General features: G+C 67.4%; 27 protein-coding genes and 1 pseudogene. 14 read left to right on the top strand and 14 right to left on the bottom strand.

Annotation, left to right across the window (positions count from 1 at the left end; translation table 11 throughout):
* The first annotated feature begins 31 nt into the window (after nucleotides 1-31).
* From ACW17Z_RS11060 to dnaQ, 5 genes are read left to right on the top strand one after another with little or no spacing between them, the layout of a single operon-like run.
* The gene (locus tag ACW17Z_RS11060; protein WP_419319333.1) at nucleotides 32-940 is read left to right on the top strand and encodes a pyruvate, water dikinase regulatory protein; all 909 of its coding nucleotides are present in this window, start codon (nucleotides 32-34) and stop codon (nucleotides 938-940) included.
* Nucleotides 937-1,536 carry a Maf family protein gene (locus tag ACW17Z_RS11055; RefSeq protein ID WP_492056041.1) on the top strand — a complete coding sequence of 200 codons (600 nt, stop codon included), beginning with the start codon at nucleotides 937-939 and terminating at the stop codon, nucleotides 1,534-1,536. The genes ACW17Z_RS11060 and ACW17Z_RS11055 overlap by 4 nt, the downstream gene beginning before the upstream one ends.
* Nucleotides 1,533-2,390 carry a shikimate dehydrogenase gene (aroE, locus tag ACW17Z_RS11050; RefSeq protein WP_492056040.1) on the top strand — a complete coding sequence of 286 codons (858 nt, stop codon included), beginning with the start codon at nucleotides 1,533-1,535 and terminating at the stop codon, nucleotides 2,388-2,390. The genes ACW17Z_RS11055 and aroE overlap by 4 nt, the downstream gene beginning before the upstream one ends.
* Nucleotides 2,391-2,393: 3 nt before the next feature.
* Nucleotides 2,394-2,987 carry a dephospho-CoA kinase gene (coaE, locus tag ACW17Z_RS11045; RefSeq protein WP_492056039.1) on the top strand — a complete coding sequence of 198 codons (594 nt, stop codon included), beginning with the start codon at nucleotides 2,394-2,396 and terminating at the stop codon, nucleotides 2,985-2,987.
* A gap of 36 nt (nucleotides 2,988-3,023) precedes the next feature.
* On the top strand, nucleotides 3,024-3,737 hold the full coding sequence (dnaQ, locus tag ACW17Z_RS11040) for a DNA polymerase III subunit epsilon (protein ID WP_492056038.1): 714 nt from the start codon (nucleotides 3,024-3,026) through the stop codon (nucleotides 3,735-3,737).
* Nucleotides 3,738-4,544: 807 nt separating this feature from the next.
* Here dnaQ and ACW17Z_RS11035 read toward each other — a convergent pair.
* The gene (locus tag ACW17Z_RS11035; protein WP_492056037.1) at nucleotides 4,545-5,957 is read right to left on the bottom strand and encodes an oxygenase MpaB family protein; all 1,413 of its coding nucleotides are present in this window, start codon (nucleotides 5,955-5,957) and stop codon (nucleotides 4,545-4,547) included.
* Between the two features lie 117 nt (nucleotides 5,958-6,074).
* On the opposite strand from ACW17Z_RS11035, the gene ACW17Z_RS11030 reads away from it, so the two are divergent.
* Nucleotides 6,075-6,683, top strand: a complete 609-nt coding sequence (locus ACW17Z_RS11030) for a TetR/AcrR family transcriptional regulator (RefSeq protein WP_492056036.1) — start codon at nucleotides 6,075-6,077, stop codon at nucleotides 6,681-6,683.
* A 60-nt stretch (nucleotides 6,684-6,743) separates the two neighbouring features.
* On the opposite strand, the gene ACW17Z_RS11025 is transcribed toward ACW17Z_RS11030, so the two are convergent.
* The 4 genes and pseudogenes from ACW17Z_RS11025 to ACW17Z_RS11010 all read right to left on the bottom strand — a co-directional run bounded on the left by ACW17Z_RS11025 (nucleotide 6,744) and on the right by ACW17Z_RS11010 (nucleotide 11,629).
* Entirely contained in the window at nucleotides 6,744-8,645 is a 1,902-nt protein-coding gene (locus tag ACW17Z_RS11025; RefSeq protein ID WP_492056035.1) for a CocE/NonD family hydrolase, read from the bottom strand.
* Nucleotides 8,646-8,694: 49 nt separating this feature from the next.
* A complete protein-coding gene (gene xth, locus ACW17Z_RS11020; RefSeq protein ID WP_492056034.1) occupies nucleotides 8,695-9,501 on the bottom strand; it encodes an exodeoxyribonuclease III in 807 nt (268 codons plus the stop codon).
* A gap of 231 nt (nucleotides 9,502-9,732) precedes the next feature.
* Nucleotides 9,733-10,404 (bottom strand): outer-membrane lipoprotein carrier protein LolA, encoded by a 672-nt coding sequence (locus ACW17Z_RS11015; protein ID WP_419319344.1) that lies wholly within the window; start codon nucleotides 10,402-10,404, stop codon nucleotides 9,733-9,735.
* A 197-nt stretch (nucleotides 10,405-10,601) separates the two neighbouring features.
* Nucleotides 10,602-11,629: pseudogene (locus ACW17Z_RS11010) on the bottom strand (ligase-associated DNA damage response exonuclease).
* A 25-nt stretch (nucleotides 11,630-11,654) separates the two neighbouring features.
* Here ACW17Z_RS11010 and ACW17Z_RS11005 point away from each other — a divergent pair.
* The 4 genes from ACW17Z_RS11005 to ACW17Z_RS10990 all read left to right on the top strand — a co-directional run bounded on the left by ACW17Z_RS11005 (nucleotide 11,655) and on the right by ACW17Z_RS10990 (nucleotide 13,011).
* Nucleotides 11,655-12,164 (top strand): PaaI family thioesterase, encoded by a 510-nt coding sequence (locus ACW17Z_RS11005; RefSeq protein WP_492056033.1) that lies wholly within the window; start codon nucleotides 11,655-11,657, stop codon nucleotides 12,162-12,164.
* Nucleotides 12,161-12,580, top strand: coding sequence for a PaaI family thioesterase (locus tag ACW17Z_RS11000; RefSeq protein ID WP_419319346.1), 420 nt, complete (start codon nucleotides 12,161-12,163; stop codon nucleotides 12,578-12,580). Before ACW17Z_RS11005 ends, ACW17Z_RS11000 begins: the two co-directional genes overlap by 4 nt.
* A gap of 9 nt (nucleotides 12,581-12,589) precedes the next feature.
* Nucleotides 12,590-12,778: a DUF2256 domain-containing protein gene (locus ACW17Z_RS10995; protein WP_492056032.1), complete on the top strand. Its 189-nt coding sequence runs from the start codon at nucleotides 12,590-12,592 to the stop codon at nucleotides 12,776-12,778.
* 134 nt (nucleotides 12,779-12,912) lie between these two features.
* Entirely contained in the window at nucleotides 12,913-13,011 is a 99-nt protein-coding gene (locus ACW17Z_RS10990) for a hypothetical protein (RefSeq protein WP_419319347.1), read from the top strand.
* A 35-nt stretch (nucleotides 13,012-13,046) separates the two neighbouring features.
* On the opposite strand, the gene ACW17Z_RS10985 is transcribed toward ACW17Z_RS10990, so the two are convergent.
* Nucleotides 13,047-13,955, bottom strand: a complete 909-nt coding sequence (locus ACW17Z_RS10985; protein WP_492056031.1) for a histone deacetylase family protein — start codon at nucleotides 13,953-13,955, stop codon at nucleotides 13,047-13,049.
* A gap of 79 nt (nucleotides 13,956-14,034) precedes the next feature.
* Here ACW17Z_RS10985 and ACW17Z_RS10980 point away from each other — a divergent pair, with 79 nt between their 5' ends.
* Nucleotides 14,035-14,889: an acyl-CoA thioesterase gene (locus ACW17Z_RS10980; protein ID WP_492056030.1), complete on the top strand. Its 855-nt coding sequence runs from the start codon at nucleotides 14,035-14,037 to the stop codon at nucleotides 14,887-14,889.
* Between the two features lie 5 nt (nucleotides 14,890-14,894).
* Here the strand turns inward: ACW17Z_RS10980 and ACW17Z_RS10975 are convergent, their stop codons facing one another.
* The 6 genes from ACW17Z_RS10975 to ACW17Z_RS10950 form a co-directional block, all read right to left on the bottom strand.
* Nucleotides 14,895-15,659 carry an ORF6N domain-containing protein gene (locus ACW17Z_RS10975; protein ID WP_492056029.1) on the bottom strand — a complete coding sequence of 255 codons (765 nt, stop codon included), beginning with the start codon at nucleotides 15,657-15,659 and terminating at the stop codon, nucleotides 14,895-14,897.
* 138 nt (nucleotides 15,660-15,797) lie between these two features.
* On the bottom strand, nucleotides 15,798-16,376 hold the full coding sequence (locus ACW17Z_RS10970; RefSeq protein WP_492058514.1) for an NUDIX hydrolase: 579 nt from the start codon (nucleotides 16,374-16,376) through the stop codon (nucleotides 15,798-15,800).
* 31 nt (nucleotides 16,377-16,407) lie between these two features.
* Nucleotides 16,408-16,989 (bottom strand): ribosome maturation factor RimM, encoded by a 582-nt coding sequence (gene rimM / locus ACW17Z_RS10965; RefSeq protein ID WP_492056028.1) that lies wholly within the window; start codon nucleotides 16,987-16,989, stop codon nucleotides 16,408-16,410.
* Between the two features lie 56 nt (nucleotides 16,990-17,045).
* Complete coding sequence (gene rpsP, locus ACW17Z_RS10960) at nucleotides 17,046-17,636, bottom strand: 30S ribosomal protein S16 (protein ID WP_419319352.1); 591 nt, start codon at nucleotides 17,634-17,636, stop codon at nucleotides 17,046-17,048.
* A 24-nt stretch (nucleotides 17,637-17,660) separates the two neighbouring features.
* A complete protein-coding gene (gene ffh / locus ACW17Z_RS10955; RefSeq protein WP_492056027.1) occupies nucleotides 17,661-19,184 on the bottom strand; it encodes a signal recognition particle protein in 1,524 nt (507 codons plus the stop codon).
* A gap of 222 nt (nucleotides 19,185-19,406) precedes the next feature.
* Nucleotides 19,407-19,913 (bottom strand): DUF1993 domain-containing protein, encoded by a 507-nt coding sequence (locus ACW17Z_RS10950; RefSeq protein WP_492056026.1) that lies wholly within the window; start codon nucleotides 19,911-19,913, stop codon nucleotides 19,407-19,409.
* Between the two features lie 121 nt (nucleotides 19,914-20,034).
* Between ACW17Z_RS10950 and ACW17Z_RS10945 the strand changes: the two genes are divergently transcribed.
* Nucleotides 20,035-20,466 (top strand): CBS domain-containing protein, encoded by a 432-nt coding sequence (locus ACW17Z_RS10945; RefSeq protein WP_492056025.1) that lies wholly within the window; start codon nucleotides 20,035-20,037, stop codon nucleotides 20,464-20,466.
* Between the two features lie 70 nt (nucleotides 20,467-20,536).
* Here the strand turns inward: ACW17Z_RS10945 and mdh are convergent, their stop codons facing one another.
* Nucleotides 20,537-21,499 (bottom strand): malate dehydrogenase, encoded by a 963-nt coding sequence (gene mdh, locus ACW17Z_RS10940; protein WP_419253449.1) that lies wholly within the window; start codon nucleotides 21,497-21,499, stop codon nucleotides 20,537-20,539.
* A 132-nt stretch (nucleotides 21,500-21,631) separates the two neighbouring features.
* Between mdh and ACW17Z_RS10935 the strand changes: the two genes are divergently transcribed.
* Both ACW17Z_RS10935 and ACW17Z_RS10930 read left to right on the top strand, forming a co-directional pair.
* The gene (locus ACW17Z_RS10935) at nucleotides 21,632-22,693 is read left to right on the top strand and encodes a MaoC family dehydratase (RefSeq protein WP_492056024.1); all 1,062 of its coding nucleotides are present in this window, start codon (nucleotides 21,632-21,634) and stop codon (nucleotides 22,691-22,693) included.
* A complete protein-coding gene (locus ACW17Z_RS10930) occupies nucleotides 22,686-23,111 on the top strand; it encodes an HIT domain-containing protein (RefSeq protein ID WP_492056023.1) in 426 nt (141 codons plus the stop codon). Before ACW17Z_RS10935 ends, ACW17Z_RS10930 begins: the two co-directional genes overlap by 8 nt.
* Here the strand turns inward: ACW17Z_RS10930 and ACW17Z_RS10925 are convergent.
* Entirely contained in the window at nucleotides 23,108-24,127 is a 1,020-nt protein-coding gene (locus tag ACW17Z_RS10925; RefSeq protein ID WP_492056022.1) for a hypothetical protein, read from the bottom strand. The two genes, ACW17Z_RS10930 and ACW17Z_RS10925, sit on opposite strands and share 4 nt — an antisense overlap.
* Nucleotide 24,128 lies beyond the last annotated feature (1 nt).

The following is a 24,128-nucleotide window of genomic DNA, read 5'->3' as shown; positions in this document are numbered from 1 at the left end:
TGGCGCCCACGCGTCCCCAGAGGCAGGCCAAGTGGTTAAGCAACCGTTAACGGATGATCCACAGGAAGCTTCGGCCGGAGGGCTTGGCGAAGATCGCCCGGCGCCGCGCTTCGCGACCTATTTCCATATCCACTTGGTGTCGGATTCGACCGGTGAAACCCTCAACGCGATGGCCCGGGCCGTCTGCGCCCGCTTCACCGACATCCTGCCGATTGAACACATCTACGCCCTGGTCCGCTCCACCCGTCAGCTTGACCGGGCGCTGGAAGAGATCGCCGGCGCGCCGGGGGTGGTGATGCACACCATCATCGATCCCAACCTGCGCTCGGCGCTGGAGGAAGGCTGCCGGCGGCTGGAAATGCCCTGCATCGCCGCCCTGGATCCCGTGGTCAGCGCCATGTCGCGCTATCTGGGCGCGCGGATCTCCACGCGGGTGGGCGCGCAGCACGCGCTGAACAACGACTATTTCGACCGTATCGAGGCCCTGGACTACGCCATCGCCCATGATGACGGCCAGGGCGGCCAGGACCTGACCCAGGCCGATGTGATCCTGGTGGGCGTGTCGCGCACGTCCAAGACCCCGACCTGCATCTATCTGGCCCATCGCGGGGTGCGGGCCGCCAATGTGCCGCTGGTGCCGGGCCGCCCGCCGCCCACCGAGCTGTTCGAGCTGAAAAACACCCTGATCGTCGGCCTGATGACCTCGCCCGACCGGCTGATCCAGATCCGCCGCAACCGGTTGCTGTCGCTGAAGGAAAACCGCGAGAGCGACTATATCGACACCGACGCGGTGCGCAGCGAGATCATCGCCGCCCGCCGCCTGTTCGAGAAGATGGGCTGGCCGATCATCGACGTGACCCGCCGCTCGGTGGAAGAAACGGCGGCGGCGATCATCAACCTGCTGTCAGGCGGTCGCGGCCAGGTCGAGGTTCTGGGATGAGCCGCACCCCGGTCACCCTGGCCTCGAAGAGCTCGGCCCGCCAGGCGATCCTGCGCAATGCCGGGATCGCGTTCGAAGCCGTCGTCGCGGGTGTGGACGAAGAGGCGACCAAGGCCGGGCTCCTGGCCGAGGGCGCCAGCCCCCGCGAGGTCGCCGACGCCCTGGCCGAGCTGAAGGCAGTCAAGGTCTCGACCAAGCGGCCCGGCCTGGTGATCGGCGCCGACCAGACCCTGGATTTCGCCGGCCGGCTGATCGACAAAGTCGAGTCGCTCGACCAGGCGCGCGCCCTGCTGCTGGAACTGCGCGGCCAGACCCACAAGCTGCACTCGGCCGTGGTGGTCGCTCGCGACGGCAAGCCGATCTGGCGCGTCGTCCAGAGCGCCAAGCTTTCCGTCCGTTCGTTCAGCGACGCCTGGCTGGACGGCTATCTGGCGCGGCGCGGCGAGCACATCCTGCACTGCGTCGGCTGCTACGAGCTGGAGAGCGAAGGCGTCCAGCTGTTCGACGCCATCGACGGCGACTATTTCACCATCCTGGGCCTGCCGCTGGTGGGGCTGCTGGACTTCCTGCGTCTTCATGGAGCCCTCGAGGCATGAGTTCGACCCTCACCGGCGCGGCGGTCGTCGCCGGCGTCTGCGGCGCGCCGGTCAAGCACTCGATGAGCCCGGTGATCCACAATGCCTGGATCGCGGCCGCCGGCCTCGACGCGACTTATGTGCCCTTCGCCCCGATCGAGGAACGCTTTGAAGCCTTCGTTGACGGCCTGCGCGGCGGAGCCATTCGCGGCCTGAACGTCACCATTCCCTTCAAGGAACGCGCCCTGGCGGCGGCCGACACCGCCAGCGACCTGGCCCGCATGGCCGGCGCCGCCAACCTGCTGATCTTCGAGGCTGACGGAACGATCCGGGCCGACAATACCGACGGCCCTGGCTTGTTGGCCGCCATCGCCGCCCAGGCGCCGGGCTTCGATGTCACTGCGGCGCCGGTGGTGATCCTGGGCGCCGGCGGCGCGGCGCGTGGCGCGGTCGCGGCTCTGCTGCTGGCGGGCGCGCCGCAGGTGCGGATCGTCAACCGCACCCTGGCCCGGGCCGAAGCGCTGGCCATGGCGTTCGGCGCCAGGGTGGTCGCCGCTGATGAAGCCGCCCTGCCCGATCTGCTGGCCGACGCGGGTCTGATCATCAACGCCACCTCGCTAGGCCTGGGCGGCGGCGAGGGTCCCGCGGCGCCCCTGGACCTGACCCCCGCCGACGCGGTGGTGATGGACATGGTCTATAAGCCGCTGCGCACCGAATTTCTCCAGCGCGCCGACGCCCTGGGCCGGCGCACGGTGGATGGCCTGGAAATGCTGTTGCGCCAGGCCGTCCCGTCCTTTGAAGCCTTTTATGGCCAGGCCCCGCCGGCGTCGGTCGACGTGCGAGGCCTGGCGCTCAACCTGCTGGGCGAGGCCTGAACCATGATCATCATCGGCCTTACCGGCTCCATCGGCATGGGCAAGTCGACCACCTCGGCGATGTTCGAGGCGGAGGGCGTACCCGTCTATGATTCCGACGGCGCTGTGCATGCGCTCTACGCGGTCGGCGGCGCAGCCGTGGCCCCGGTCGAGGCGGCCTTTCCCGGCGTGGTGGTTGACGGGGCCATCGACCGGACCCGGCTGAGCGCCGTCGTGATGGGCGACCCCGAAGCCCTGAAGAGGCTGGAGGCCATCGTCCATCCGCTGGTCGGCGCCGACCGGATCGGCTTTTTCGAAAAAGCGGCGGCCGACGGCAAGGACATCGTCGTGCTGGACGTGCCCCTGCTGTACGAGACCGGCGGCGACAAGCGGGTTCACAAGGTGGTGGTGGTCTCGGCCCCGGCCGAGGTCCAGCGCCAGCGGGTCCTGGCCCGGCCCGGCATGGACGCGGCCAAGCTGGACGCCATCCTGGCCCGCCAGCTGCCCGACGCCGAGAAGCGGGCCCGGGCCGACTTCGTGATCGACACCGGCCAGGGGCTGGAGCACGCCCATCAACAGGTTCGTCAGATCCTGGCGACCCTGCGACAACCTGCGTGACTTGAAGGGGCCGCCGAACCGGCCCATTGAATCGGCATGGCCCGGGAAATCATCCTCGACACCGAAACCACCGGTTTTGATCCGAAGACCGGCGACCGCCTGGTCGAAATCGGCTGTATCGAGGTGGTCGACTTCATGCCGACCGGCCGCTCGTTCCATGAATATTGCGACCCGCTGCGCGACATGCCGGCCGAGGCCCAGAAGGTTCACGGCCTGTCGATCGAGTTTCTGACCGGCAAGCCGCGGTTCGAGGCCATCGCCGACAAGTTCCTGGAGTTCGTCGGCGACTCCGTCGTTGTGGCCCACAACGCCGCCTTCGACCGAAGCTTCGTCAATTTCGAGCTGGAAAAGTGCGGCCGGCCCGCCCTGCCCGAGGCCCGCTGGGTCGACACCCTGGCCATGGCCAAGAAGCGCTTTCCGGGCATGTACAATTCGCTCGACGCCCTGTGCAAACGCTACAAGATCAGCCTTGAAAGCCGCGACAAGCATGGGGCGCTGATCGACGCTCACCTGCTGGCCGAGGTCTATCTGGAACTGCAGGGCGGCAAGGAACGCGCCCTGGAACTGACGGCGGTGGTCACCGCCGAAATGACCGCCCAGCTGCAGGCCGGCGCCTATGGCGCCCGGCCTCGTCCGCTGGCCCCCCGCTCGACCGAGGCCGAGCGCGCGGTGCATGTCGAATGGATCCAGTCGACCCTGAAGGACAAGGCCGTGTGGGTGAAGCTGGGCCTGGTTGAGCTGCAAAGCTGATCGCTCCTGGGGGCTGAACTGGCCCCCTCCTGACCTGCTGCGCAGGTCGTCCTCCCCCGTAGGGGGAAGATGAGGTCGGCGCGTTTCATCTTCCCCCTGCGGGGGAAGACGGTCGCGAAGCGACCCGTAGGGGGCAAGTCTGGCGGACACGGGCTCTTAGCCTCACGCGAATACTCGCTGAGCTAGTCGGGGAGGCGCGAAGCGGCCGGGGCGAACCCGGATGACCGTGATGTGTTGTTTGCGTTTCGGCTCGACCTGTCCGCTTCGCAGAAGCTGTTCTTGCGTGAGGATTGGGCCAAGCGAGCGTGTTTCAGCTCTGATACCCAAGAGCCCCCGTACGGGCGCGCACCAAGGTCGATCGGCTAACCGTCTCGACCCCCGACGATGCGCGATAGGCGGGTTTACGATCCCTCGCCCTGTTGCTCCGCGCTGTTCCTCCGACGAGGCCTCCGGTGGTCCCGGATCTATCCAACGAACAGACCACCTTCGTCCTCGCCGCGTGACCGCGCGGCCCCGCTCAGCTCCATCCCCATCGCCGCTGTTGGGCCGGATCCAGGCGCCTCCCCCTGCGACAGGGACAGCTATGATTATGCGGGAGGTTTGAGCGCCGAGGATTGGCGCGATCAACTATTTTACAAGCGGTTGATTTTGTTGACCTCGGCCCCGGAAAGTACGGGGATAGACTGCGCTGCATCCCCGCACTTGCCCCCTACGGGCTGCTTCGCAGCCGTCTTCCCCCGGAGGGGGAAGATGAGGTCGGCGCGTTTCATCTTCCCCCTGACAAGGGGGAGGACGACCGCGTAGCGGTCAGGAGGGGGCCTGCGGCGTTGGCCGGGGAAACACCCCTCCATCCGCGCCTTGGCCGGGGCGCGCTGCGCCATCGCCCCTTGGAAGCGCGATTTCGCGCTGGCCGCCTGTGGTGGGCCGGTACTGCGCCGCATCGGTGGTGAACTCGGCATGGCCATAGCGGACTAGGTGCCGGCGCAGCTGAGCGACCAGGTCGCGGTCGGCCAGATCCTTGAGGCCAGGAATCTTCAGCGCCAGGTCATAGGCCGCCATGCGGCTGGTGACGATCGCGGCGACCAGCAGGAACAGGGCGCGGTCGCCGGCCGTGATGCGCACCCCCATCCGCTCAGCGGCGCCGACGTCGCCGCCCATGAACTGGCGCAGGAAGAACACCTTGGCGAAGCCGCGCTCGACCGTGTCGAACAGGCGATTGCGCCACGAGCGGTCGGGCGGCAGATAGGCCGCCAGGGTGGCCCTGACCAGGGCGCCGCAGGTCTCGTCGTCGAAGCCCCGGCGCAGGGTCTGGTTGCGGGCGGTCATGGTCTGGACCACGCCGACCGGCGTGTCGGCCAGCAGGTCCTCGGGCAGGCCCAGCAGGTAGCAGCGATAGCGGCTCAGCTCGACCCGGGCCCGCTCGGCCGGGGTGAAGGTGGTGCGACCCCGGGCCAGCAGCTTGTAGCTGAGCAGGAAGATCGGGATCAGGCCCGCCGGCATCTGGTCGACCTGCGGGATCGGCACGCCATAGACCTTCGAATCCCAGGCCCCGGGCCGGCGCAGGGCGTTGAACCGCACCATCGAATGCATCAGCCGCACCATGGCTGCGGCCTTGAAGCCCGCGCCATGCCGCTCCAGGGCGTCGGGCAACAGGGTGGTGGTGAAGAAGCTGGCCGTTTCATTGACCCGCCGCGCGGCGGTCTCGTGGCCCAGGGTTCCGGTCAGGGCCATGGGCAGGGCGGCATACTTGTTCATGAAGGTGGCGACGAACGCCCCCCGGATGGCGAAGGGCGACAGGTTGGCGGCGGCGTTGCGGTCCAGCCGCGCGCCCTCGCGCACCAGATCCATGTCGACCCAGTCGGGAACCTGCTCCATGTTGCGGATGAAGGCGACCAGCTCGGGCGGGGCGTCGGGCACGGCCTCCAGTCCCTCGTCACAGGCCTTGGTCAACATGGCGATCAGGCCCCGGAACCCGTGCTGCGGCATCAGGCCGGCATAGGCGTCGGCCACTCGGTCGCCCAGCAGGGTGTAGGCCCGCACCAGATCGAAATGTTCCGCCGTCGGCTCGGCGCCCTTGACGGTGCGCGGCGCGATGCTGTCGGCGGGATCTTGGGTGAACCGCTCGGGCGTCACGGTGAAGTCGATGTCGCCATAGAGTTCCGGCTGTCGGGTCTTCTGGTCGGCGACCCGGGCGCGGACCTGTTCGATCGTGCCGTTCATGCTCGAAATCCCTTGCGACGGATGGCCCCTCGCCCAAGATGTCAGGTTATGTAAGCATTGCTCATGTTTCTACTCGCCTTGCCCGGCGAGCGGTCGTCGCGCGAAGGAAGCCGGCAAGTGACGGAAAAGTCTAGGAGAACGCCCCGTCAGGCCCGGGCCGAGGCCACGGTCGAGGCGATCTTCGACGCGACCTTTCAACTTCTGGAGGCCGGCGGTCTGGAGAGCCTGACCACCAACCACATCGCCCAACGGGCCGGGGTCAGCATCGGCACCCTGTATCAGTATTTCGGCGGCAAGGCCGAGATCCTGGCGGCCATGGCCCAGCGCCGGGCAGAGGCCGCGCGCGGCAAGATCGCCCAGACCCTGATCGCGGCCCCGCAACTGGGCAGCGTCCGGCCGATCGTCCAGGCCCTGATGACCACCTTCGAGGGCTCGCCCGAAACCCGCAAGGTGCTGCTGGACGCCCTGTTCGATCGCGGTGGCGACGCGGTGATGGCCCATCATCACCAGGCCTTCCTGGCGGCGATCGGCGGCCGGGCCGAACTGAACCTCGACCTTTCGCCGGAGTCCCTGTTCGTCCTGACCCATGCGGTGGCCGGCCTGCTGCGCGCCGCTGCGGCCGAACCCGACCTTGCCCTGTCGCCGGCCGCGCTGGAGGACGAGTTCGTGCTGCTGATGGAGAGCTATCTGTCAGCGCTGATCGTTCGGCGGAGGGGTGGTGGCTAGGCGCGCGCGCCTCGATCGCCTCCCGTTCCGGATTTCGCCGGGACGAGAGGCCAGGGCGGCTTACTTCGGCTTCACGACCGGCAGCTCGATATAGGATTCCTCGCCGGGCGCGTGGTGGATCGCGTTGCGGGCCACGACGAAGGCGGTGTCGCGCTCATTGTCGCCCCCGGTGTTCAGGTTGCGGGTGAACTTGGGGAAGTTGGACGAGGTGATCTCGACCCGGATGCGATGGCCGGGAAGGAAGGTGTTGCTGGTGGTGATGGGCGTGGGTTTGATCGCGTGCACCGCGCCCGGGGTCATCATCTTCGGCGTCTCGTAGCCGTCGCGATAGCGGGCGCGCATGATGGTGTCGCCCAGGATATAGGCCGTGCCGTCCGGCGCCACATCGACCAGCTTGACGGCGAAATCGGTGTCCTTGGCGTCCGAGGACACTTTCAGCACGGCGCGGACGAAGCCCGTCACCTCCATCGCCTCGGTCAGCGGCTCGCTGGTATAGACGAGCACGTCGTCGCGGGCTTCGATCGTGCGCTGATCGAAGGCGCCGGCGGTGACCAGGCCTCCGTTGCAGCAGTCGCCGCCGCCGATCGTCTGAACGGGATTGGCGGGATCATAGACATAGCGATCGGGCTGTTCGGCCCCGCTGGGCGGCGTCGTGCTGAGCTGGCCGTCGCCGTTCAGACCGTTGGCCCGTCCCTTCGAGCGAAGATACAGGCGCATCGGGGCGCTGTTTTCCGGCGGCCACTGGGCCGCCTGCTTCCAGCGGTTGGCGCCCATCGCGTAGTAGCGGACCGGCGGCGTGGTCGACGGGAAGGCCGCCGTGTCGCCCTTCAGCCAGCGATCGAAGAAGGCATAGACCTCCTTGTCGGCGTCGAAATTGATCTCGCCCAGGGCCCGGTCGCCCGACTTGTAGGGCCCGGTCAGCACCTTGGCGCTGTAGGCGCAGTGGTTGGTGGGGGTGACCACCACGAACTGGTTGGCGCTGGCTTCCTTGTCGGAATTCACCGTCCGGGCGTGGTTGAACAGGGCCATGTTCGGGCCGATCGAGACGTCGTACCAGGAATTGAACCACAGCGCCGGGACGCCCCAGCCCTTGTCGTCGTGATAGAGCCCGCCCTTGCGCCAGGCCGGGTCGGCCGGGCCGTCATGGCCGATCAGCTGCTCGAACGTTCCGGCCGGCTCGCCCAGGTCCTTCAGGATTGCGTCGACGGGCAGATGCTTGATCTGCGACGGCCAGTTTACCGGCGGCTTGGTGGGGGCCAGATCGTTGTACTTGGCGATGCGGGCGATCATCTTGGAGTCCAGGCCCTTGGGGGGCTGGGGACGCAGCGGATTGTCGACGCCGTAGAGCCAGACGAAGAACAGGCTGCGGGGCACGCCGCCGGTGTACCAGTTGCCCTGCTCCTGGAACTCTCCGACCTTGCCGATGCCGGCGCCTGAGGCCATCGGCACCATCGCGGCATGGGCCGGATGGTTCTGGCCGGCCAGGGCCAGCTGCCATTCGGCCGACGACGAGCAACCGCGCGTGCCGACCTTGCCATTGGACCAGGCCTGCTGGGCGATCCAGCTCAGGGTGTCGTAGCCGTCGGTCTGGGGCCGACCCAGGATTTCCCAGTCGCCCTCGGAATAGAACCGGCCGCGCTCGTTCTGCAGCACCAGCGCATAGCCGTGCTTGACCGCGTCGAGGGCGGCGCGGCTGCTGCCGGCCTTGTAGCTCAGCTCGTTGTACGGGGTCTTGACCAGGATGGTGGGCAGGGGACCCGACACGCCCTTGGGGCGATAGACATTGGTGGCCAGGCGAACACCGTCGCGCATGGGCACCATCGAGAACATCTCGACATCGACCTTTTCGGCCAGCTCGCGCTCGACCGCGGCGTCGGAATACTGGGAATAGTCCTGGGCCCAGCTGGGCGATGACGCCGCCGCCAGAACGAGGGCCGCGCAGAATGTCGCCGAAAACCGCATGCTATTCCCTTTCAGTCGAACGCGTCGTGACGACCCTGAGGGCCGCCCTCTAAAGCTTCAGATCCGCCGTCACCGGTGCGTGGTCGCTGGGCCGTTCCCATTCGCGCACCGTGTCATGCACTCTGGACGACACCTTGCCGTCCACAAAGGCCGCGTCGCGCAGGCCGGGGCTGGCCAGGATGTGGTCCAGGCGCAGGCCGCGGTTGGACTTGCGGAAGTCGGCGGCGCGATAGCTCCACCAGGAAAACAGCTTCTCGGGTTCCGGGATGGCCAGGCGGGGCAGGTCCAGCAGGCCCATCGACGTGATCATCGCGTCGAAGGCTTCCAGTTCGACCGGCGTGTGGCTGACCACCTTCAGCATCTGGCGATGGCTCCAGACGTCGTTCTCGCCTGGTGCGATATTGAGGTCGCCGGTGACGATCAGCGGGTCCCTGGGGTCACGCTTTTTCAGGGCGGCGGTCAGGGTCTCGTAGAAGTCCAGCTTGTGGTCGAACTTGGGATTGCCGACCCGGTCGGGCGTGTCGCCACCGGCCGGGATGTAGAAGTTCTGGATGTCGACGCCGGCCACCTTGACCGCCACGCAGCGGGCGTGGCCCTCGCGGCAGGTCATCAGGGTCGGGACGTCTTCGAAGGGCAGGCGCGAGGCGATGGCCACGCCGTGCCATCCCTTTTGGCCGGCGATCTTCAGGTGCGGCAGACCGGCAGCGATGAAAGCCTCGCGCGGAAACTCGGCCTCCTGGCACTTGATCTCCTGCAGGCACAGCACATCGGGGGCCTGCTCATCGACGAAGCGGGCGACCTGCTCGGCGCGCAGGCGGACGGAATTGACGTTCCAGGTGGCGATACGGAGGCGCATGGCTTGGCTCTAAAAGGTTTGAACGCCGCCGGAAACGAAAAACGCCCGGACGCATCAAGCGTCCGGGCGAAAGTCGGGTCTCTCATGCCGCGGCCGGGAGGGGATAGGATCCGGCACGGTTTGCGAGGAGAGGGTCGGGCTCTCATCGCCATGCGTGTTAAATATGCCACTGCGCAATTAATAGTCAAGAGGTAAAGCTGTTGATTCTTGCCTGTTGTGTGAATGTCACATTCAGGACTTGGCGCCGGCGCGGCGCGGGCGGGGGTCGGTGAGCACAAACAGCTTGGGGTCCAGATCGCCGGTCTTGTCGAAATCGACCAGGCGCACGCGGATCTGGCCGCCCTTCACGTCGCTGACCGTCCAGCCGATCAGCGAGACCGGGCCGTCGCTGAAATCCAGGCTGATGCGGCCCAGGGTTTGACGCCGGGCGTCCTGGGCGACGATGGTGAAGCCGTCGGCCAGCCGGCGCACATCGGTGATGACCACGCCGCGATCCAGCCGGACCTCGCGCGCCAGCAGCAGGGCCAGCGGGGTGCGGCTGAGCGGATAGCTCTCGAAGGTCTTCAGGCGGCTGTCGAAGATGTTGACGTTATTGCCGTTGCTGACGACCAGCAGGCCCGAGGGGCCCTCATAGGCGAAGCGCGCCTTGCCCGGACGCTGCATATGGAGCGTGCCTTGCGTGACCGTGCCGCGCTGGTCGGTCTGGATGAACCGCCCCTTGGCCGAGGTCAGGCCCTGGATGTAGCCGGTGGCCTTGTCGACCAGCCCCTTCTGCTCGGGGGTCAGGGCGGCCGCCTTTGGGGCGCTGGACTGGGCGAGGGCCGATCCGCCGAACGAAGCGGCGGCCAGGCTGGCGCCGGCGGCGGCGATCAGGGCGCGACGGGTGGTCGGGGTCTTCGTCATGCGGTCTCCTTGAGCTCAACCTTTGCCCTGACCAAGCGACGAGCGAAAGGCCGTCGCGAGGCCATTTGACGGCGGTTCGATGAAGCCTTGTTCAGGTTGGGGTCGATCGGGAACGCGAAAGCTGCAGCATGGGTTGCGCCGGACGGGATGAGACAGGGTGTTGCGGGCGCCGCCGAGGGGGCGAAATCAGCTGCGGCCTACTCGCCCTCCTCCTCGTCATACCCCACCAGGCGCAGGGCCCGCGCGGGCAGGCCCTCCAGCTCGCACCAGCGCAGCAGGGCCTCCTCCCGCCCATGGGTGATCCACACTTCGCCGGGGTGCAGTTCGGACAGCGTCGCCGTCAGTTCGTCCCAGTCGGCGTGGTCGGATAGGATCAGCGGCAGCTCGACGCCCCGCTGCCGGGCCCGGGCCCGCACGCGCATCCAGCCGGAGGCGAAGCAGTCGACCGGGTCGGCGAAACGGCGCGACCAGCGGTCGGCGATGGCCGAGGGCGGGGCGATGACGATCTGGCCGGCGAAGGCCGACTTGGATTGCTCTGTGGTAGCCGGCAGCAGCGGCCCCAGACCGACGCCGTGGTCCTCATAGAGGGCGTTCAGCCGCTCCAGCGCGCCATGTACATAGATCGGCTGGTCCCAGCCGGCCTCGCGCAACAGCCGGATCACCCGTTGGGCCTTGCCCAGGGCATAGGCGCCGACCAGATGGGTGCGCTCTGGAAACTGGGCGACGCTGGCCAGCAGGTTGCGGATCTCGCCGGCGTCGTCGGGGTGGCGAAACACCGGCAGGCCGAAGGTGGCCTCGGTGATGAACACGTCGCAGGGCACGGGTTCGAACCGCGCGCAGGTCGGGTCGCGGCGGCGCTTGTAGTCGCCGGACACCACCATGGTCAGGCCCTTCCAGCGCACCACCGCCTGGGCCGAGCCCAGGATGTGGCCGGCCGGGACCAGGGTCACCTCGACGCCGTTATGGGTAAAGCTGGCGCCATAGGGCACGACCTCGCGGCGGCCGGCGAAATCCTCGCCATAGCGCACGGCCATGATCGCCAGGGTCTGAGGCGTGGCGGCGACCACGCCATGGCCGGCGCGGGCGTGGTCGGCATGGCCATGGGTGATCACCGCCCGGTCCACGGGGCGGACCGGATCGATATAGAAGTCCCCCGGCGGGCAGTAGAGGCCGCCCGGGCGGGGACAGAGAAGGTCTTCAGGCTTGATCACAGTGGATATGACAATGCGCGGGCTGCTATTCATAGCCGCATGAGCGAAGACAACGAACAAACCCGGATGATCGCCACGGCGATGAACGAGGGCAGCCCGCAGGCCCGGGCCCTGGGCTTCACCACCCTGAAGATCGGCGACTCTGTGGCGATCCTGAAGGTGCCCTATCGGCCCGAGATCGTCGGCGACCCCGAGACCGGCGTCATCGCCGGCGGGGTGATGACCACCCTGCTGGACCATGCCAGCGGCCAGGCCGTGCATGCGGCCCTGGAGACCTGGACCTCGATCGCCACCCTGGACCTGCGCATCGACTATATGCGCCCGGCCGAGCCGGGTCGCGACGTGATGGCCCGCGCGCACTGCTACAAGATCACCCGCTCGGTAGCCTTCGTCCGCGCCGTCGCCTACGAGGACGACCCGGAAGATCCCGTGGCCACCGCCCAGGCGACCTTCATGCTCGACAGCAGCGCCGGCAAGAAGGCCGGGGCCAACCTGAAGCCTTCACGCTCTGGCCCGCCGGCCGCCAAAAAGACGGGAGACGCCGCATGAGCGACGCCGACAACCGCCTGGTCGCCGTGCTGGGTTCGATCCCCTACGCCAAGTTCCTGGGGATCACCGCCGAACTGGCCGGTGACGAGATGACCGCCATCCTGCCGTTCTCCGACCACATCGTCGGCAATCCGATGCTGCCGGCCATCCATGGCGGCGTGCTGGGCGCCTTCATGGAAATGACGGCCCTGGCCCAGCTGTCCGTGGCCGCGCCGCTGAAGCGCCAGCCGCGCACGGTGGATGTCTCGATCGAATATCTGCGCTCGGGCCGGCCGGTGACCACCTATGCCCGCGCCACGATCAAGAAACTGGGCCGGCGGGTCGCCAACGTCCATGTCGAGGCCTGGCAGGAAACCCGCGCCGCACCGATCGCCACGCTGCGGGGCATCTTCCTGGTGGCCCAGTCCGAAGAGTAGGGGGAGGGATTGACCCGGGGCCGGGCCTCGCGCGGCGGACGCGATGGCGGCAAGGCCGTCCGCAAGGGCGATCTGCCCTCCAAGCCGTGCCTGACCTGCGGTCGGCCGTTCACGTGGCGAAAGAAGTGGGAAGCGGTATGGGACGAAGTAAAATATTGCTCCGACCGGTGCCGATCACATAAAATTACACCAATGTAATGCTAATTGATGGCTGGAAGTTTCTTAAAAAGCCTTCATGACGCAAAGGTAACGGGTATTCACCAAACGGCGGGCCTATATCTCTTTTCACCGGACGCGAACAACCGCGGCGGCCAACAAAAGGGATCAAGACCATGACCATCAAGACCAACGCCGTCGCCGGCTTCGCCACCCTGGTTCTCGCGGTTCTGCCGCTCGTCGTTATCGTCGGTTCGCTCGCCACGAGCTTCTAAGTGACCGCCGCATAGCTCCACCGGGCTTGCCGCCCTCAGGCCTTGAAGGCCTCAAGGGCAGCCCGGTGGAGAAGGGCGTGACGATGCGCCAGACGATCGATGTCGGCGTCGTATCCGCCGCCGATCACCCCCGCCACGGGGATCTGCCTTTCCAGACAACAGCCCAGAACGAACGCCTCGCGCCGCGCCAGGCCGTCGTCGCTCAAGGACAGACGCCCCAGCTTGTCATCCGCATGTGGATCGACCCCGGCGTTGAAAAACACCAGATCCGGCGCCTCGCGCGCCAGCAGCGCCGGCAGGATCTCCGCCAGCCTGGCCAGATAGGCCTCGTCGCCGGTTCCGTCGGCCAGGTCGATATCCAGATCGCTGACCGCCTTGCGGGCCGGAAAGTTCTTCTCGGCGTGCATCGAGAACGTGAAGACGCTGGGATCGCCCTCGAAGATCCGCGCCGTGCCGTCGCCCTGATGCACATCCAGATCCACCACCAGCGCCTTGCCGATCGCGCCCTCGGCCAGCAGGCGTCTGGCCGCAACGGCGACGTCGTTGAACACGCAGAAACCCGCCCCGCTCTCAGCAGAGGCGTGATGGCTGCCTCCGGCCGTGTTGCAGGCGATGCCATGCTCCAGCGCCAGCCGGGCCGTCAACAAAGTGCCGCCCGTCGCGGCTAGCGCCCTAGTGGCGACGGACTCGCTGTTGGGCATGCCGATGCGGCGCACGATGTCTGCGGGCAGCGACTGCTCGATCACGCCACGCACATAATCTTCCGTGTGGACCAGCCGCAGAGTTTCGACGTCGACCGGCTCCGGAAGATGAAATCCGTCGGGTCCCGGCAGGCCCTCGCGCTCCAGCACGGCGGCCAGCCGCGAGAACTTGTCCATCGGAAACCGGTGCCCCACTGGCATCTCGGCCCGGAAGGCAGGGTGGTGCACGATCGGTGGCGGCATGCGTAAACGATGGCGATCAGGACGACATGACGCAAGGTCGCGTCTTGCCCCGGCGGCGCTTGCGGAATAACCCATCGCCATGCAGACGCCCGAAAACCTCGCCGACATCCTCGACCTCGAAGCCATCGAGGTGAACCTGTTTCGCGGAACCAGCCCCAATGACGGCTTTCCGCGCATTTTCGGGGGCCTCGTCATCGCCCAGGCCCTGCTGGCCGCCTACAAGACCGTGCCCGAGCGGATCTGCCATTCGCTGCACGCCTATTTCATCCGCCCCGGCGATGTGAACGCTCCGGTCCTCTATGAGGTCGAGCGCGCCCGCGACGGCGGCACCTTCACCACCCGACGGGTGGCCGCGATCCAGCATGGCGAGCAGATCTTCAACCTGGCCTGTTCGTTCCAGACGCCCGAGGAGGGCTTTGAGCACCAGTCGCCGATGCCCGCCGCTCCGGTGCCAGAGGATGTTCAGACCGAGGGCGACTTCCTGCGCAGCCTGGGCGACCAGGTCCATCCCAAGATGCTGCGCTTCCTGGACAAGCCGCGCCCGATCGACATCCGCTGGGTCGACCCGCAGAACCCGGTCAAGCCCGAGAAGAAATCGGGCACCAAGGAGGTCTGGATGCGGGCCTGCGCCCCGATTGGCGATGATGTGAAGATGCAGCAGGCGGCCCTGGCCTATGCCTCTGACATGGCCTTCATGGAAAGCGCCCTGCGTCCCCACGGCCTGATCTGGACCACGCCCGGCCTGCAGTCGGCCAGCCTGGACCACGCCATGTGGTTCCACCGGCCCTTCAACTTTAATGACTGGACCCTGTTTGCCCAGGACAGCCCCAGCGCCTCGCAGGGTCGCGGCATGGTGCGCGGCCAGATGTTCAGCCAGGACGGCACGCTTCTGGCCTCGGTGGCGCAGGAATGCCTGATGCGGATCAAGAAGTAGGGCCCCTAACCGCCCAGCCGTTCCAGGACCCCGACGAACCGGTCGATATCGCCCCCGGTCATCGCGCGCTCGGCTTCGATCACCAACTGGAGCTTGCGCGCCAGGACCCGCAATTCGATTTCGCCGGCCTCGGCTTGGGTCTTGGCGGCGGTCGCCTTGCTGGCCTCGGCTTCCGCCAGAAGCTTGGTCGCCCGGGCAGCGAGTTCTTCATTTTCCAGACCGGCGCGCGACAGCCGATCCTTCAGATGGGCGATGGAGCGGTCCAGCAGGTCCTGGGCCTCTTCCCGGACGGAGGCGCCGTGACGCTGGTTCACCACCGAGTCGAGCACCGCCGCCATGGCTTGGGTCAGCCTGGGGATCAGGCCGTTTCCAACACTCACGCCGTTGGTGATCTGCGGTGAGGCATCCTGTCTTCGACGCGCACTGACGAAGACCTCGACGACCATCTTCATCGCGGCGATGGCGGAATCGGACTTCAGAACAGTCGCGGCCATGACCACGCCGTGTTCGGTGAAGGCCCAGGGCCGTGTCCGTCGCCCACCTCGGGAGTTTGATATCGCATTTTGCGATATCAAACGGGCGAACTCCTCAGCCGTCAGTTGGAAGGCGTAACCCTCGAACCGTGCGGCATTGCGGCGGACCTGTTCGTTAAGGCGCCGGGTCTCCACGCCGAACAGAGCGGCGATCGCGTCGTCGAGAACGACACTCTGGCCCCGGATCTGATGGATATGGGCAAACGCCCTGTCGGCGGCGGGTAGATCGACGGGCATAGGGCTCGAAATCGCTTTGAGAGTGTTGTTTGCAACACTCTCTCTTTGATTGATTTCGAGATCAATCTTCTTGCGCCGACCCTTCGGCCAGGCTCATCGGCCCTTCGGTATAGCTGGCGCAGGAATGCCCGATGCAGATCAAGACCTGGCCGGGTTCGCCAGGCTGATTGACGCCACGCCGGCCTGAGCCAGGCCGCGCAGGAGTGAGGCGACCTGCATGCCGACGGTCAGCTCGCCGGCCAGGGCCATCCGCAGCGCTTCGGCGGCCGGGACCCAGAGCCTCTCGATCCGCTCGGTCGGGTCGTCCTTGGGCTCGGCGACCTTCGCCACCTGACGCGCCAGGACGATGTGTGTGCGGTTGGAATGGGTGCCGGCGTTGGCCCGCGTTTCGCCGACCAGGGTCAGAATCCCGGCGCACCCGGTCTCTTCCAGCAGCTCGCGCGCGGCGGCGGCGCAGGGATCCGTGTCGGTCGGCTCCATGCCGCCGGCGGGCAGTTCGATCGACATCCCGCCCAGGCCATGCCGGTACTGCTTGACCAGCAGCACGTTGTCGGCGGCGTCCAGGGCGATGATCTCGACCCAGTCGGGATAGTCCAGCACGTAATAGGGGGCGACCACCGCGCCTTCGTCCGTGACGCAATCATCAGCGCGAACGGCGATCCAGCGATCCTTGTGAACATAGCGCGAGGCGGTGACCCGCCACTTTCCGTCGGTCACCATGTCCTCGAACTCCTGGGATCGGCCGTCGTCAGTCGTAGTGGCGCTCGGCGCCGTCGCTGTCGTCGGCCTCTTCGACCGGACCTTCCGGTTCTCCCACCAAGGCGGGCGGATCGGCGAGGATCAAACGTTCCTGGATCTTCACGTCGGGAACGGCCGCGCGGGTGAAGGGCAGGAACCAGGTCTGGCCGCCGAGGGCGGGCTGGATCTCGAGCAGGTCGCCGGCTCCGAAGTTCTGCACGCTCTTGACCGAACCCAGCAGGGCTTTGTCGGAGATGTGGCGAACGGCCAGGCCGACCAGGTCGGTCAGGTAGAATTCATCCTCGTCCGGCTCGGGCAAGGAGTCCCGGGGGACATACAGGCGCAGGCCGCGCAGGGCGTCGGCGGCGTCCTTGGTCTCGATCCCCTTACAGCGGGTGACGAGGCCTTCCTTGGCCACACGGGCCGAGACGATGGTCAGGGCCGGCGAGCCATCCTGGCGCAGCAGCGCCTTGAAGCCGGCCAGGCTCATCGGCTCTTCGGTATAGGTGGCGATCTTCACCTCGCCGCGCACGCCAAAGCCGCCGGAGACGCGGCCGACGAGGATCAGGTTGGCGGGGGAGGGGGTGCTCATCGAAGATGTTGCATCGCCGCCCCGATCCGAAGACCGGGGCGACAGCGCAAAAGGCCTTAGCCTTCGGTCTTTTCAGCTTCGGCGGCCGGAGCCTCTTCAGCGGCGGCTTCAGCGGCCGGAGCCTCTTCGGCAGCGGCTTCTTCGGCGGGGGCTTCTTCAGCAACCGGCTCGGGGGCCGGGGCAGCGGCGGCTTCGGCAGCAGCGGCGGCGGCGGCTTCAGCAGCAGCTTCGGCAGCGGCCTTGGCGTCTTCAGCAGCCTGGACGGCAGCGGCGGCGGCGTCTTCAGCGGCCTTCACGTCGGCGGCCTTGCGGTCTTCGTCGCGTTGAGCGCGCTCGGTGATGCGCTCCTGGGCCTTCTTGCCCGGCGCGCCCTTTTCAGGGTTGTTGCCGTGGGTCCACGAGCCGATGCCCTGAGCGGCCAGGAAGCGCGCGACGCGGTCGGTCGGCTGGGCGCCCTTGGCGATCCAGGCCTGGATCGACTCGATCTTCAGGGTGACGCGAGCGGCGTCGTCCTTCTTGAGCAGCGGGTTGTAGGTGCCGACCTTTTCGATGAAACGGCCATCGCGCGGCGAGTGGCTGTCAGCAACGACGATCGAGTAGTACGGGCGCTTCTTGGCGCCGCCACGGGCGAGACGGATCTTCAGCATATCGGTAGTCCTTGAGTTCGAGTTCTATTTCTTGAACGGGTTGAAACCGGGCGGCAGACCGCCGCCCAGGCCGGAAAGGAGGTTCGGCTTGGCGTCGCCGCCACCGCCGAGACCGGGAAGACCCGGCAGGCCTCCCGCGGAATTCTGTTGATCGGGCGCGGCCTGCTTGCCGCCCCCCATGGCTTTCAGGCGCGACATGTCGCCGCCGCCCATCATGCCGGCCATCCGGGCCAGGCTCTTGCCGCCGTCCTTGGACATGGCCTTGAACATGTCGGCCATCTGGCGGTGCTGTTTCAGCAGACGATTGACCTCGGCCACGTCAACCCCGGCGCCGGCCGCGATGCGGCGCTTGCGCGAGGCGGCCAGGATGTCGGGCTTCCTGCGCTCCAGCTTGGTCATCGAGCTGATGATCGCCTGCTGGCGCAGGAACACCTTGTCGTCGATGCCGCTTTCGGCGATCTGCTTCTTGGCCTTCTGGACGCCGGGCAGCAGGCCCATGATGCCCTGCATGCCGCCCATCTTCTGCATCTGCGACAGCTGCGACGACAGGTCGTTGAGGTCGAACTGGCCCTTGGCCAGCTTCTTGGCCATGCGCTCGGCTTCGGCATGGTCCAGATCGGCGGCGGCGCGCTCGACCAGAGCGACGACATCGCCCTGACCCAGGATGCGGCCGGCCACGCGGCGGGCGTCGAACACGTCCAGCGCGTCGACCTTTTCGCCGGCGCCCAGGAACTTGATCGGCAGGCCGGTGACGTGGCGCATCGACAGCGCCGCGCCGCCCCGGCCGTCGCCGTCGGCGCGGGTCAGGATCAGGCCGGTCAGGGGCAGGCGTTCGTGGAAGGCCTTGGCGGTGCGGACCGCGTCCTGGCCGGTCAGGCTGTCGGCGACCAGCAGGGTTTCGGTCGGCTGGGCGATGCGGGCGATTTCCGCCGCTTCGCTCATCATCGCCTCGTCCAGCGTGGTGCGGCCGGCGGTGTCGAGGATCAGGACGTCATAACCGCCGAGGCGCGCGGCGCTCATGGCGCGCTTGGCGATGTCGACGGCGCTCTGGCCGGCGACGATCGGCAGGCTCTCGACCTCGACCTGCTTGGCCAGCATGGCCAGCTGTTCCATGGCGGCCGGTCGGCGGGTGTCCAGCGAGGCGACCAGCACCTTCTTGCGCTCGGCCTTGGACAGTCGCAGAGCCAGCTTGCCGGTCGTGGTGGTCTTGCCCGAGCCCTGCAGGCCGGTCATCAGGATCACCGACGGCGGGTTCAGGGCCAGGTTCAGGCCGGTGGGCTCTTCGCCGCCCAGCATGTCGACCAGACCGTCATAGACGATCTTGACCACCTGGTCGGCCGGCTTGACCGAGCGGATGACCGCCTCGCCTGAGGCCAGTTCCTTGGCCTTGCTGATGAAGTCCTTGACCACCGGCAGGGCGACATCGGCTTCCAGCAGGGCGACGCGGACCTCGCGCAGCGCCTCGTCGATATCCTTTTCGGACAGCACGCCGCGACCGCCGAGGCGGTCGAATACGCCGGAGAGCCGCTCTGTAAGGCCGTCGAACATGTCGAACCCTGTTTGAACCCAAATCTCCAAACGCAATCAGCCCCCATGGACGATCACGTCGATGGGGGTCCTCGCCGTCCTCGTCCAGATGGATCCCGCGCTAGCGGGCTGGGGTCGTGACGGTAGAGGCGCTGCTGATGAAGCGCCGGAAGGGCGCGCTTATGCACAGAAAATGGCGCGGAGTCAAAGGGCGCCCCGCCAGGGCAGGGCGCCCGACCGGCTCTAGACGGTCCCGAGATAGTCGCGCTTGCCGACTTCAACCCCGTTCTTGCGCAGGATCGCGTAGGCGGTGGTCAGGTGGAAGAAGAAGTTCGGCTGCGCCTGGGTCTGGAAATAGGCCAGGCCCTTGACCACACTGGTTTCACCGCGACGCGTCAGGGTGATGTCGCGGTCCTCGGCGCCTTCGAACTTGCTGGCGTCCAGACCTTCGACATAGGCGATGGCGCGGTCGACCCGGGCGATCAGGTCGGCAAAGCCGGTTTCGGTGTCGTCCCAGGCCGGCACGTCTTCACCGGCCAGGCGCGCGCAGCAGCCCTTGGCGAAGTCGGTGGCGATCTGCACCTGGCGCAGAAGCGGGAACATGTCGGGATAGAGCCGGGCCTTCAGCAGGGCGTCGGCGTCCCAGCCCTTGGCCTCGACCTGGGCGGCCGCCTTGGTCAGCACGCCTTTCAGACCCTTCAGGCCCTGGACGAAGACGGGAACGCTGGCCTGGTGCATGGAAAGGGTCATGGAAGCTCCGCTGGAAGGTGTGGCGCACAGATAGGGCGGACGCCTCCTGAGAGGAAGCGCGGAACGCCTGGCGATCGGCGGGGGTTTAGACAGTTCGAGTTCAAACCACGAGGTTACCCCCATGAAAGTCAGCGACGCCATGACCGGTCAGGTCACCACCGCCGCCCCGACCGATACGGTCCGCAAGGTGGCCCAGATGATGGCCCATGTCGAAACCGGTGCGGTTCCTGTCGTCGACAGCGGCAAGGTGGTGGGCCTGGTCACCGACCGCGACATCGTTCTGCGCGTCGTCGCCGAAGGCCGCAGCTTCGACTCGCCGATCTCCGAAGCCATGACCGAGGGCGAGGTCCACAGCGTCAAGGAAGACGACGTCCTGGCCGACGCCACCGCCAAGATGGCCAGCCACCAGATCCGCCGCCTGGTGGTGCTCAACGACGCCGGCGCCCTGACCGGCATTCTCTCGTTGGGCGACGTAGCCAAGGACTATGGCGCCAAGCAGGTCGGCAAGACGCTGGAAGACATCTCCGCCGAGCCGGGCGACGCGGCGCACTAGTCGCTATCGGCCATGAAAAAGGGCGGCTCCGCGAGGAGCCGCCCTTCGTCATTCAGACTCAAGTCAAAGCCTAGACCAGCGAGGGGTCGATGGCCTTGCAGGCTTCCATCAGGCCCTTAACCGAGGCGACCGAGGCGGCGAACATCGCCTTCTCTTCGTCGTTGGTTTCGAACTCGACGATCTTTTCAGCGCCGCCGGCGCCGATGACGACCGGCACGCCGACATAGAGGCCGTCCAGGCCGTACTGGCCGGTCAGGAAGGTCGCGCACGGCAGGACGCGCTTCTTGTCCTTCAGATAGCTGGTAGCCATGGCGATGGCGCTTTCAGCCGGAGCATAGAAGGCCGAGCCGGTCTTCAGCAGGGCGACGATCTCGCCGCCGCCGCCGCGGGTGCGCTTGACGATGCCGTCGAGCTCTTCCTGGGTCATCCAGCCTTGCTTGACCAGTTCCGGCAGCGGCAGGCCGCCGACCGTCGAGTGACGGACCATCGGCACCATGTCGTCGCCGTGGCCGCCCAGGGTCCAGGCATGGATGTCTTCGACCGACACGCCGGTCTTTTCGGCCAGGAAGTAGGCGAAGCGCGCCGAGTCCAGGACGCCGGCCATGCCGATGACCTTTTCCTTGGGCAGACCCGAGAACTGCTGCAGCGCCCAGACCATCGCGTCGAGCGGGTTGGTGATGCAGATGACGAAGGCGTTGGGTGCGTGAGCCTTGATGCCTTCGCCGACGGCCTTCATGACCTTCAGGTTGATGCCCAGCAGGTCATCGCGGCTCATGCCCGGCTTGCGCGGCACGCCGGCGGTGACGATGCAGACGTCGGCGCCGGCGATGTCGGCATAGTCGTTGGCGCCCTTGAGGCTGATGTCCTTGCCAAACACCGCCGAGGCTTCGGCCAGGTCGAGGGCCTTGCCCTGCGGCGTGCCTTCGCTGATGTCGAACAGGACGATGTCGCCAAGCTCTTCGCGAGCGGCGATATGGGCCAGGGTGCCGCCGATCATGCCGGCGCCGATAAGGGCGATCTTCGCGCGAGCCATAGGGTCTCCGTCAGGACTGTGGATGAAAATTCTCGCGGCGGTCTACGCCCGGAGCGGCCAAGCCTCAAGCCCCCTTTCCCGTTTCGCTGCACTGCGGCAAGACTGTCTGAACAACGATAAGGATGCGCAGGGATGAGCAAGACCGACCCCGGGAACTATTTCGAGGACTTCCGGCTGGGCCAGGTGCTGGTCCACGCCACGCCGCGCACGGTTACAGCGGGGGATGTGGCGCTTTACACAGCCTTCTACGGTCCGCGCTTTTCGCTGTTTTCGTCCGACGAGGTGGCCCGGGCCAGCGGCCTGCCCGCCGCGCCGGTGGATCCGCTGATCGCCTTCCACATCGTGTTCGGCAAGACCGTGCCTGACATCAGCCTGAACGCCGTGGCCAATCTTGGCTATGCCGAGGGCCTGTTCCTGGCGCCGGTCTATCCGGGCGACACCCTGATGGCCGAGTCCGAGGTCATCGGGCTGAAGGAAAATTCCAACCGCAAGACCGGCGTCGTCTATGTGCGGACCACCGGGACCAACCAGCGCGGCGAGCGCGTGTTGAGCTATGTGCGTTGGGTCATGGTCCGCAAGAAGGACGCCGAGGCCGAGATCTCCGGGCAGGCGACGCCGAAACTGGCCGACGCCGTGGCGGCCGCCGACCTGATCATCCCCGCGACCCTGGACTTCTCGAAATACGACTACGCCCTGGGCGGCGCGCCGCACGCTTTTGAGGACTACGCGATCGGCGAGCGGATCGACCATGTCGACGGCATGGCCATCGAGGAGGCTGAGCACGCCATGGCCACCCGGCTGTGGCAGAACACCGCCAAGGTCCACTTCAATCAGTTCGAGCGCGCCAAGGACCCGTCGGGCCGGCGGCTGGTCTATGGCGGCGTGGTGATCTCGACCGCCAAGGCCCTGTCGTTCAACGGCCTGCAGAACGCCGGCCTGATCCTGGCGATCAATGGCGGCCGCCATGTCAGCCCCTACTTCGCCGGGGCCACGGTGTTCGCCTGGAGCGAGGTGCTGGACAAGGCTGACCTCGGAGACGGCGTCGGGGCCCTGCGGCTGCGGCTGGTGGCGACGAAGGACCGGCCCTGCGACGACTTCCCGGGCAAGGACGAGGCGGGGGTCTATAACGAGCACGTCATCCTCGACTTCGACTATTGGGCGGCGGTTCCCAAGCGCGGTTCGGGGCGTGGCTGAGTTCGTCCTCGACCCGGCCTTTGTCGCCACCTCGCAGGCGCTGGGCGACCTGCGTCTGTGCGAGGCCCGGCTGCAACGGGACGCCCGCTATCCCTGGATCGTGCTGATCCCGCGCCAGCCAGGCCTTCGTGAGATCGAGGACCTGTCGCCGGCCGACCGCATCGCCCTGATGGACGAGATCGTCCTGGCCGGCGACGCGGTTCGCGCCGTCGGCGCGGCGCTGGGCCTGGCGGTCGACAAGCTGAATGTCGGCGCCCTGGGCAATGTCACCCCGCAGTTGCACGTCCACGTCCTCGGCCGCCGGCTCGACGATCCGGCCTGGCCGGGGCCGGTCTGGGGCCACAGCCCCGCCGAGGCCTTCGCGCCGACCGCCCTTGAGGCGGCGGTGGTGGCGGCGAAGACAGCCCTGAACCTCTAGCGAAGCTGCGGCGTCTTCTTGGCCGGGGCCTTCTTCTTGCTCGCCGTCGCCTTGCCCTTGCGAGCCGGGGTCGCCTTGGCCTTGGAGCCCTTCTTGCCCTTGGCCACGGCCTTGCCTTTCGCGCCGCTCTTCTTGGCGGCCGCGGCGCACTTGGCCTTGGCGGCCTTCAGCGCCTTGCCGGTCTTGCCCTTGGTCGAGCAGACCGCCGCCCGGGCCGGGGTCGAGCGGGCCGGGGCGACGCGGGGCGCGCCCCAGATCACCGGTCCGCGGCCCTGGATCACATAGCCCGGCGGCAGGCTGGGCGGGGCCTCGCGATCGGCGATCACCGCCTGGTCGACGCCGGCCTCATGGAGGTTGCCGCTCCAGCGGGTCGCGCCGGCCGGGCTGAGGCTCAGCACGGTGGACGGACCGCCCCTGGGGCTGAAGCGCACGATCAGGTCGGCGCCCGACCGCTCGACGCTCTCGATCAGGCCGGTCGATCCGACCGCGCCGGACCGACGCACGTCGCGCCAGGCGCCCTCGACCGGGCCATAGCCGCCGGCCGGGTCGACGATCTGCAGCGTGTAGAGGGTCGATCCGTCAGGCCCTGACACCTTCCAGCCGCCATCCAGCGGACCTTGCAGGCCCTGGGCGGCGACGATCGAGCCCTTGACCCGCATCTCGTAGATCCGCTCGGCCGGGACATAGCTGCCCTGCGGCACGGCATGGTCGCCGTCCGGCGGGAAGGAGACAGAGGGCGGTTCCGGCGTGGGAATCGGCAGGATGGTGGGCTTGTGATAGGGCGCCTGAGCGGTCGGCTGGGCGTCTTCCTCGTCGGTCGTACCGGTCTGGGTGATCAGGTCGCCCAGCGGATCAAGGGCGACGGGGACCGACTGGCCGGCCGCCGGATCCGGCGGGGTCGGCAAGAGATCCGCCGATAGGGCAGGGGCCACCGTTTGCGGCGCGGTCGCCACCGGCGACTCCTGAGCCAGAACCGGCCCGGCGAACAGCGCGAAAAGAAGAGCCAGAGCCCGCATC

It is taken from the genome of Caulobacter sp. GSs2, assembly GCF_058680895.1.
The sequence above is the reverse complement of the archived record's forward strand: the minus strand, read 5'-3'. Positions and strand labels throughout refer to the sequence as shown.

What these genes read in the sequence shown, in the direction of transcription:
- ACW17Z_RS10990 (WP_419319347.1), top strand. Translation starts at nt 12,913, where the DNA reads ATGACCATCAAGACCAACGCCGTCGCCGGCTTCGCCACCCTGGTTCTC.
- ACW17Z_RS10980 (WP_492056030.1), top strand. Translation starts at nt 14,035, where the DNA reads ATGCAGACGCCCGAAAACCTCGCCGACATCCTCGACCTCGAAGCCATC.
- ACW17Z_RS11055 (WP_492056041.1), top strand. Translation starts at nt 937, where the DNA reads ATGAGCCGCACCCCGGTCACCCTGGCCTCGAAGAGCTCGGCCCGCCAG.
- ffh (WP_492056027.1), bottom strand. Translation starts at nt 19,184, where the DNA reads ATGTTCGACGGCCTTACAGAGCGGCTCTCCGGCGTATTCGACCGCCTC.
- ACW17Z_RS10975 (WP_492056029.1), bottom strand. Translation starts at nt 15,659, where the DNA reads ATGCCCGTCGATCTACCCGCCGCCGACAGGGCGTTTGCCCATATCCAT.
- ACW17Z_RS11015 (WP_419319344.1), bottom strand. Translation starts at nt 10,404, where the DNA reads ATGACGAAGACCCCGACCACCCGTCGCGCCCTGATCGCCGCCGCCGGC.
- rpsP (WP_419319352.1), bottom strand. Translation starts at nt 17,636, where the DNA reads ATGCTGAAGATCCGTCTCGCCCGTGGCGGCGCCAAGAAGCGCCCGTAC.
- ACW17Z_RS11035 (WP_492056037.1), bottom strand. Translation starts at nt 5,957, where the DNA reads ATGAACGGCACGATCGAACAGGTCCGCGCCCGGGTCGCCGACCAGAAG.
- ACW17Z_RS10945 (WP_492056025.1), top strand. Translation starts at nt 20,035, where the DNA reads ATGAAAGTCAGCGACGCCATGACCGGTCAGGTCACCACCGCCGCCCCG.
- xth (WP_492056034.1), bottom strand. Translation starts at nt 9,501, where the DNA reads ATGCGCCTCCGTATCGCCACCTGGAACGTCAATTCCGTCCGCCTGCGC.
- aroE (WP_492056040.1), top strand. Translation starts at nt 1,533, where the DNA reads ATGAGTTCGACCCTCACCGGCGCGGCGGTCGTCGCCGGCGTCTGCGGC.
- ACW17Z_RS11005 (WP_492056033.1), top strand. Translation starts at nt 11,655, where the DNA reads ATGAGCGAAGACAACGAACAAACCCGGATGATCGCCACGGCGATGAAC.
- ACW17Z_RS11025 (WP_492056035.1), bottom strand. Translation starts at nt 8,645, where the DNA reads ATGCGGTTTTCGGCGACATTCTGCGCGGCCCTCGTTCTGGCGGCGGCG.
- ACW17Z_RS10950 (WP_492056026.1), bottom strand. Translation starts at nt 19,913, where the DNA reads ATGACCCTTTCCATGCACCAGGCCAGCGTTCCCGTCTTCGTCCAGGGC.
- ACW17Z_RS10985 (WP_492056031.1), bottom strand. Translation starts at nt 13,955, where the DNA reads ATGCCGCCACCGATCGTGCACCACCCTGCCTTCCGGGCCGAGATGCCA.
- mdh (WP_419253449.1), bottom strand. Translation starts at nt 21,499, where the DNA reads ATGGCTCGCGCGAAGATCGCCCTTATCGGCGCCGGCATGATCGGCGGC.
- rimM (WP_492056028.1), bottom strand. Translation starts at nt 16,989, where the DNA reads ATGAGCACCCCCTCCCCCGCCAACCTGATCCTCGTCGGCCGCGTCTCC.
- ACW17Z_RS11000 (WP_419319346.1), top strand. Translation starts at nt 12,161, where the DNA reads ATGAGCGACGCCGACAACCGCCTGGTCGCCGTGCTGGGTTCGATCCCC.
- dnaQ (WP_492056038.1), top strand. Translation starts at nt 3,024, where the DNA reads ATGGCCCGGGAAATCATCCTCGACACCGAAACCACCGGTTTTGATCCG.
- coaE (WP_492056039.1), top strand. Translation starts at nt 2,394, where the DNA reads ATGATCATCATCGGCCTTACCGGCTCCATCGGCATGGGCAAGTCGACC.
- ACW17Z_RS10935 (WP_492056024.1), top strand. Translation starts at nt 21,632, where the DNA reads ATGAGCAAGACCGACCCCGGGAACTATTTCGAGGACTTCCGGCTGGGC.
- ACW17Z_RS10925 (WP_492056022.1), bottom strand. Translation starts at nt 24,127, where the DNA reads ATGCGGGCTCTGGCTCTTCTTTTCGCGCTGTTCGCCGGGCCGGTTCTG.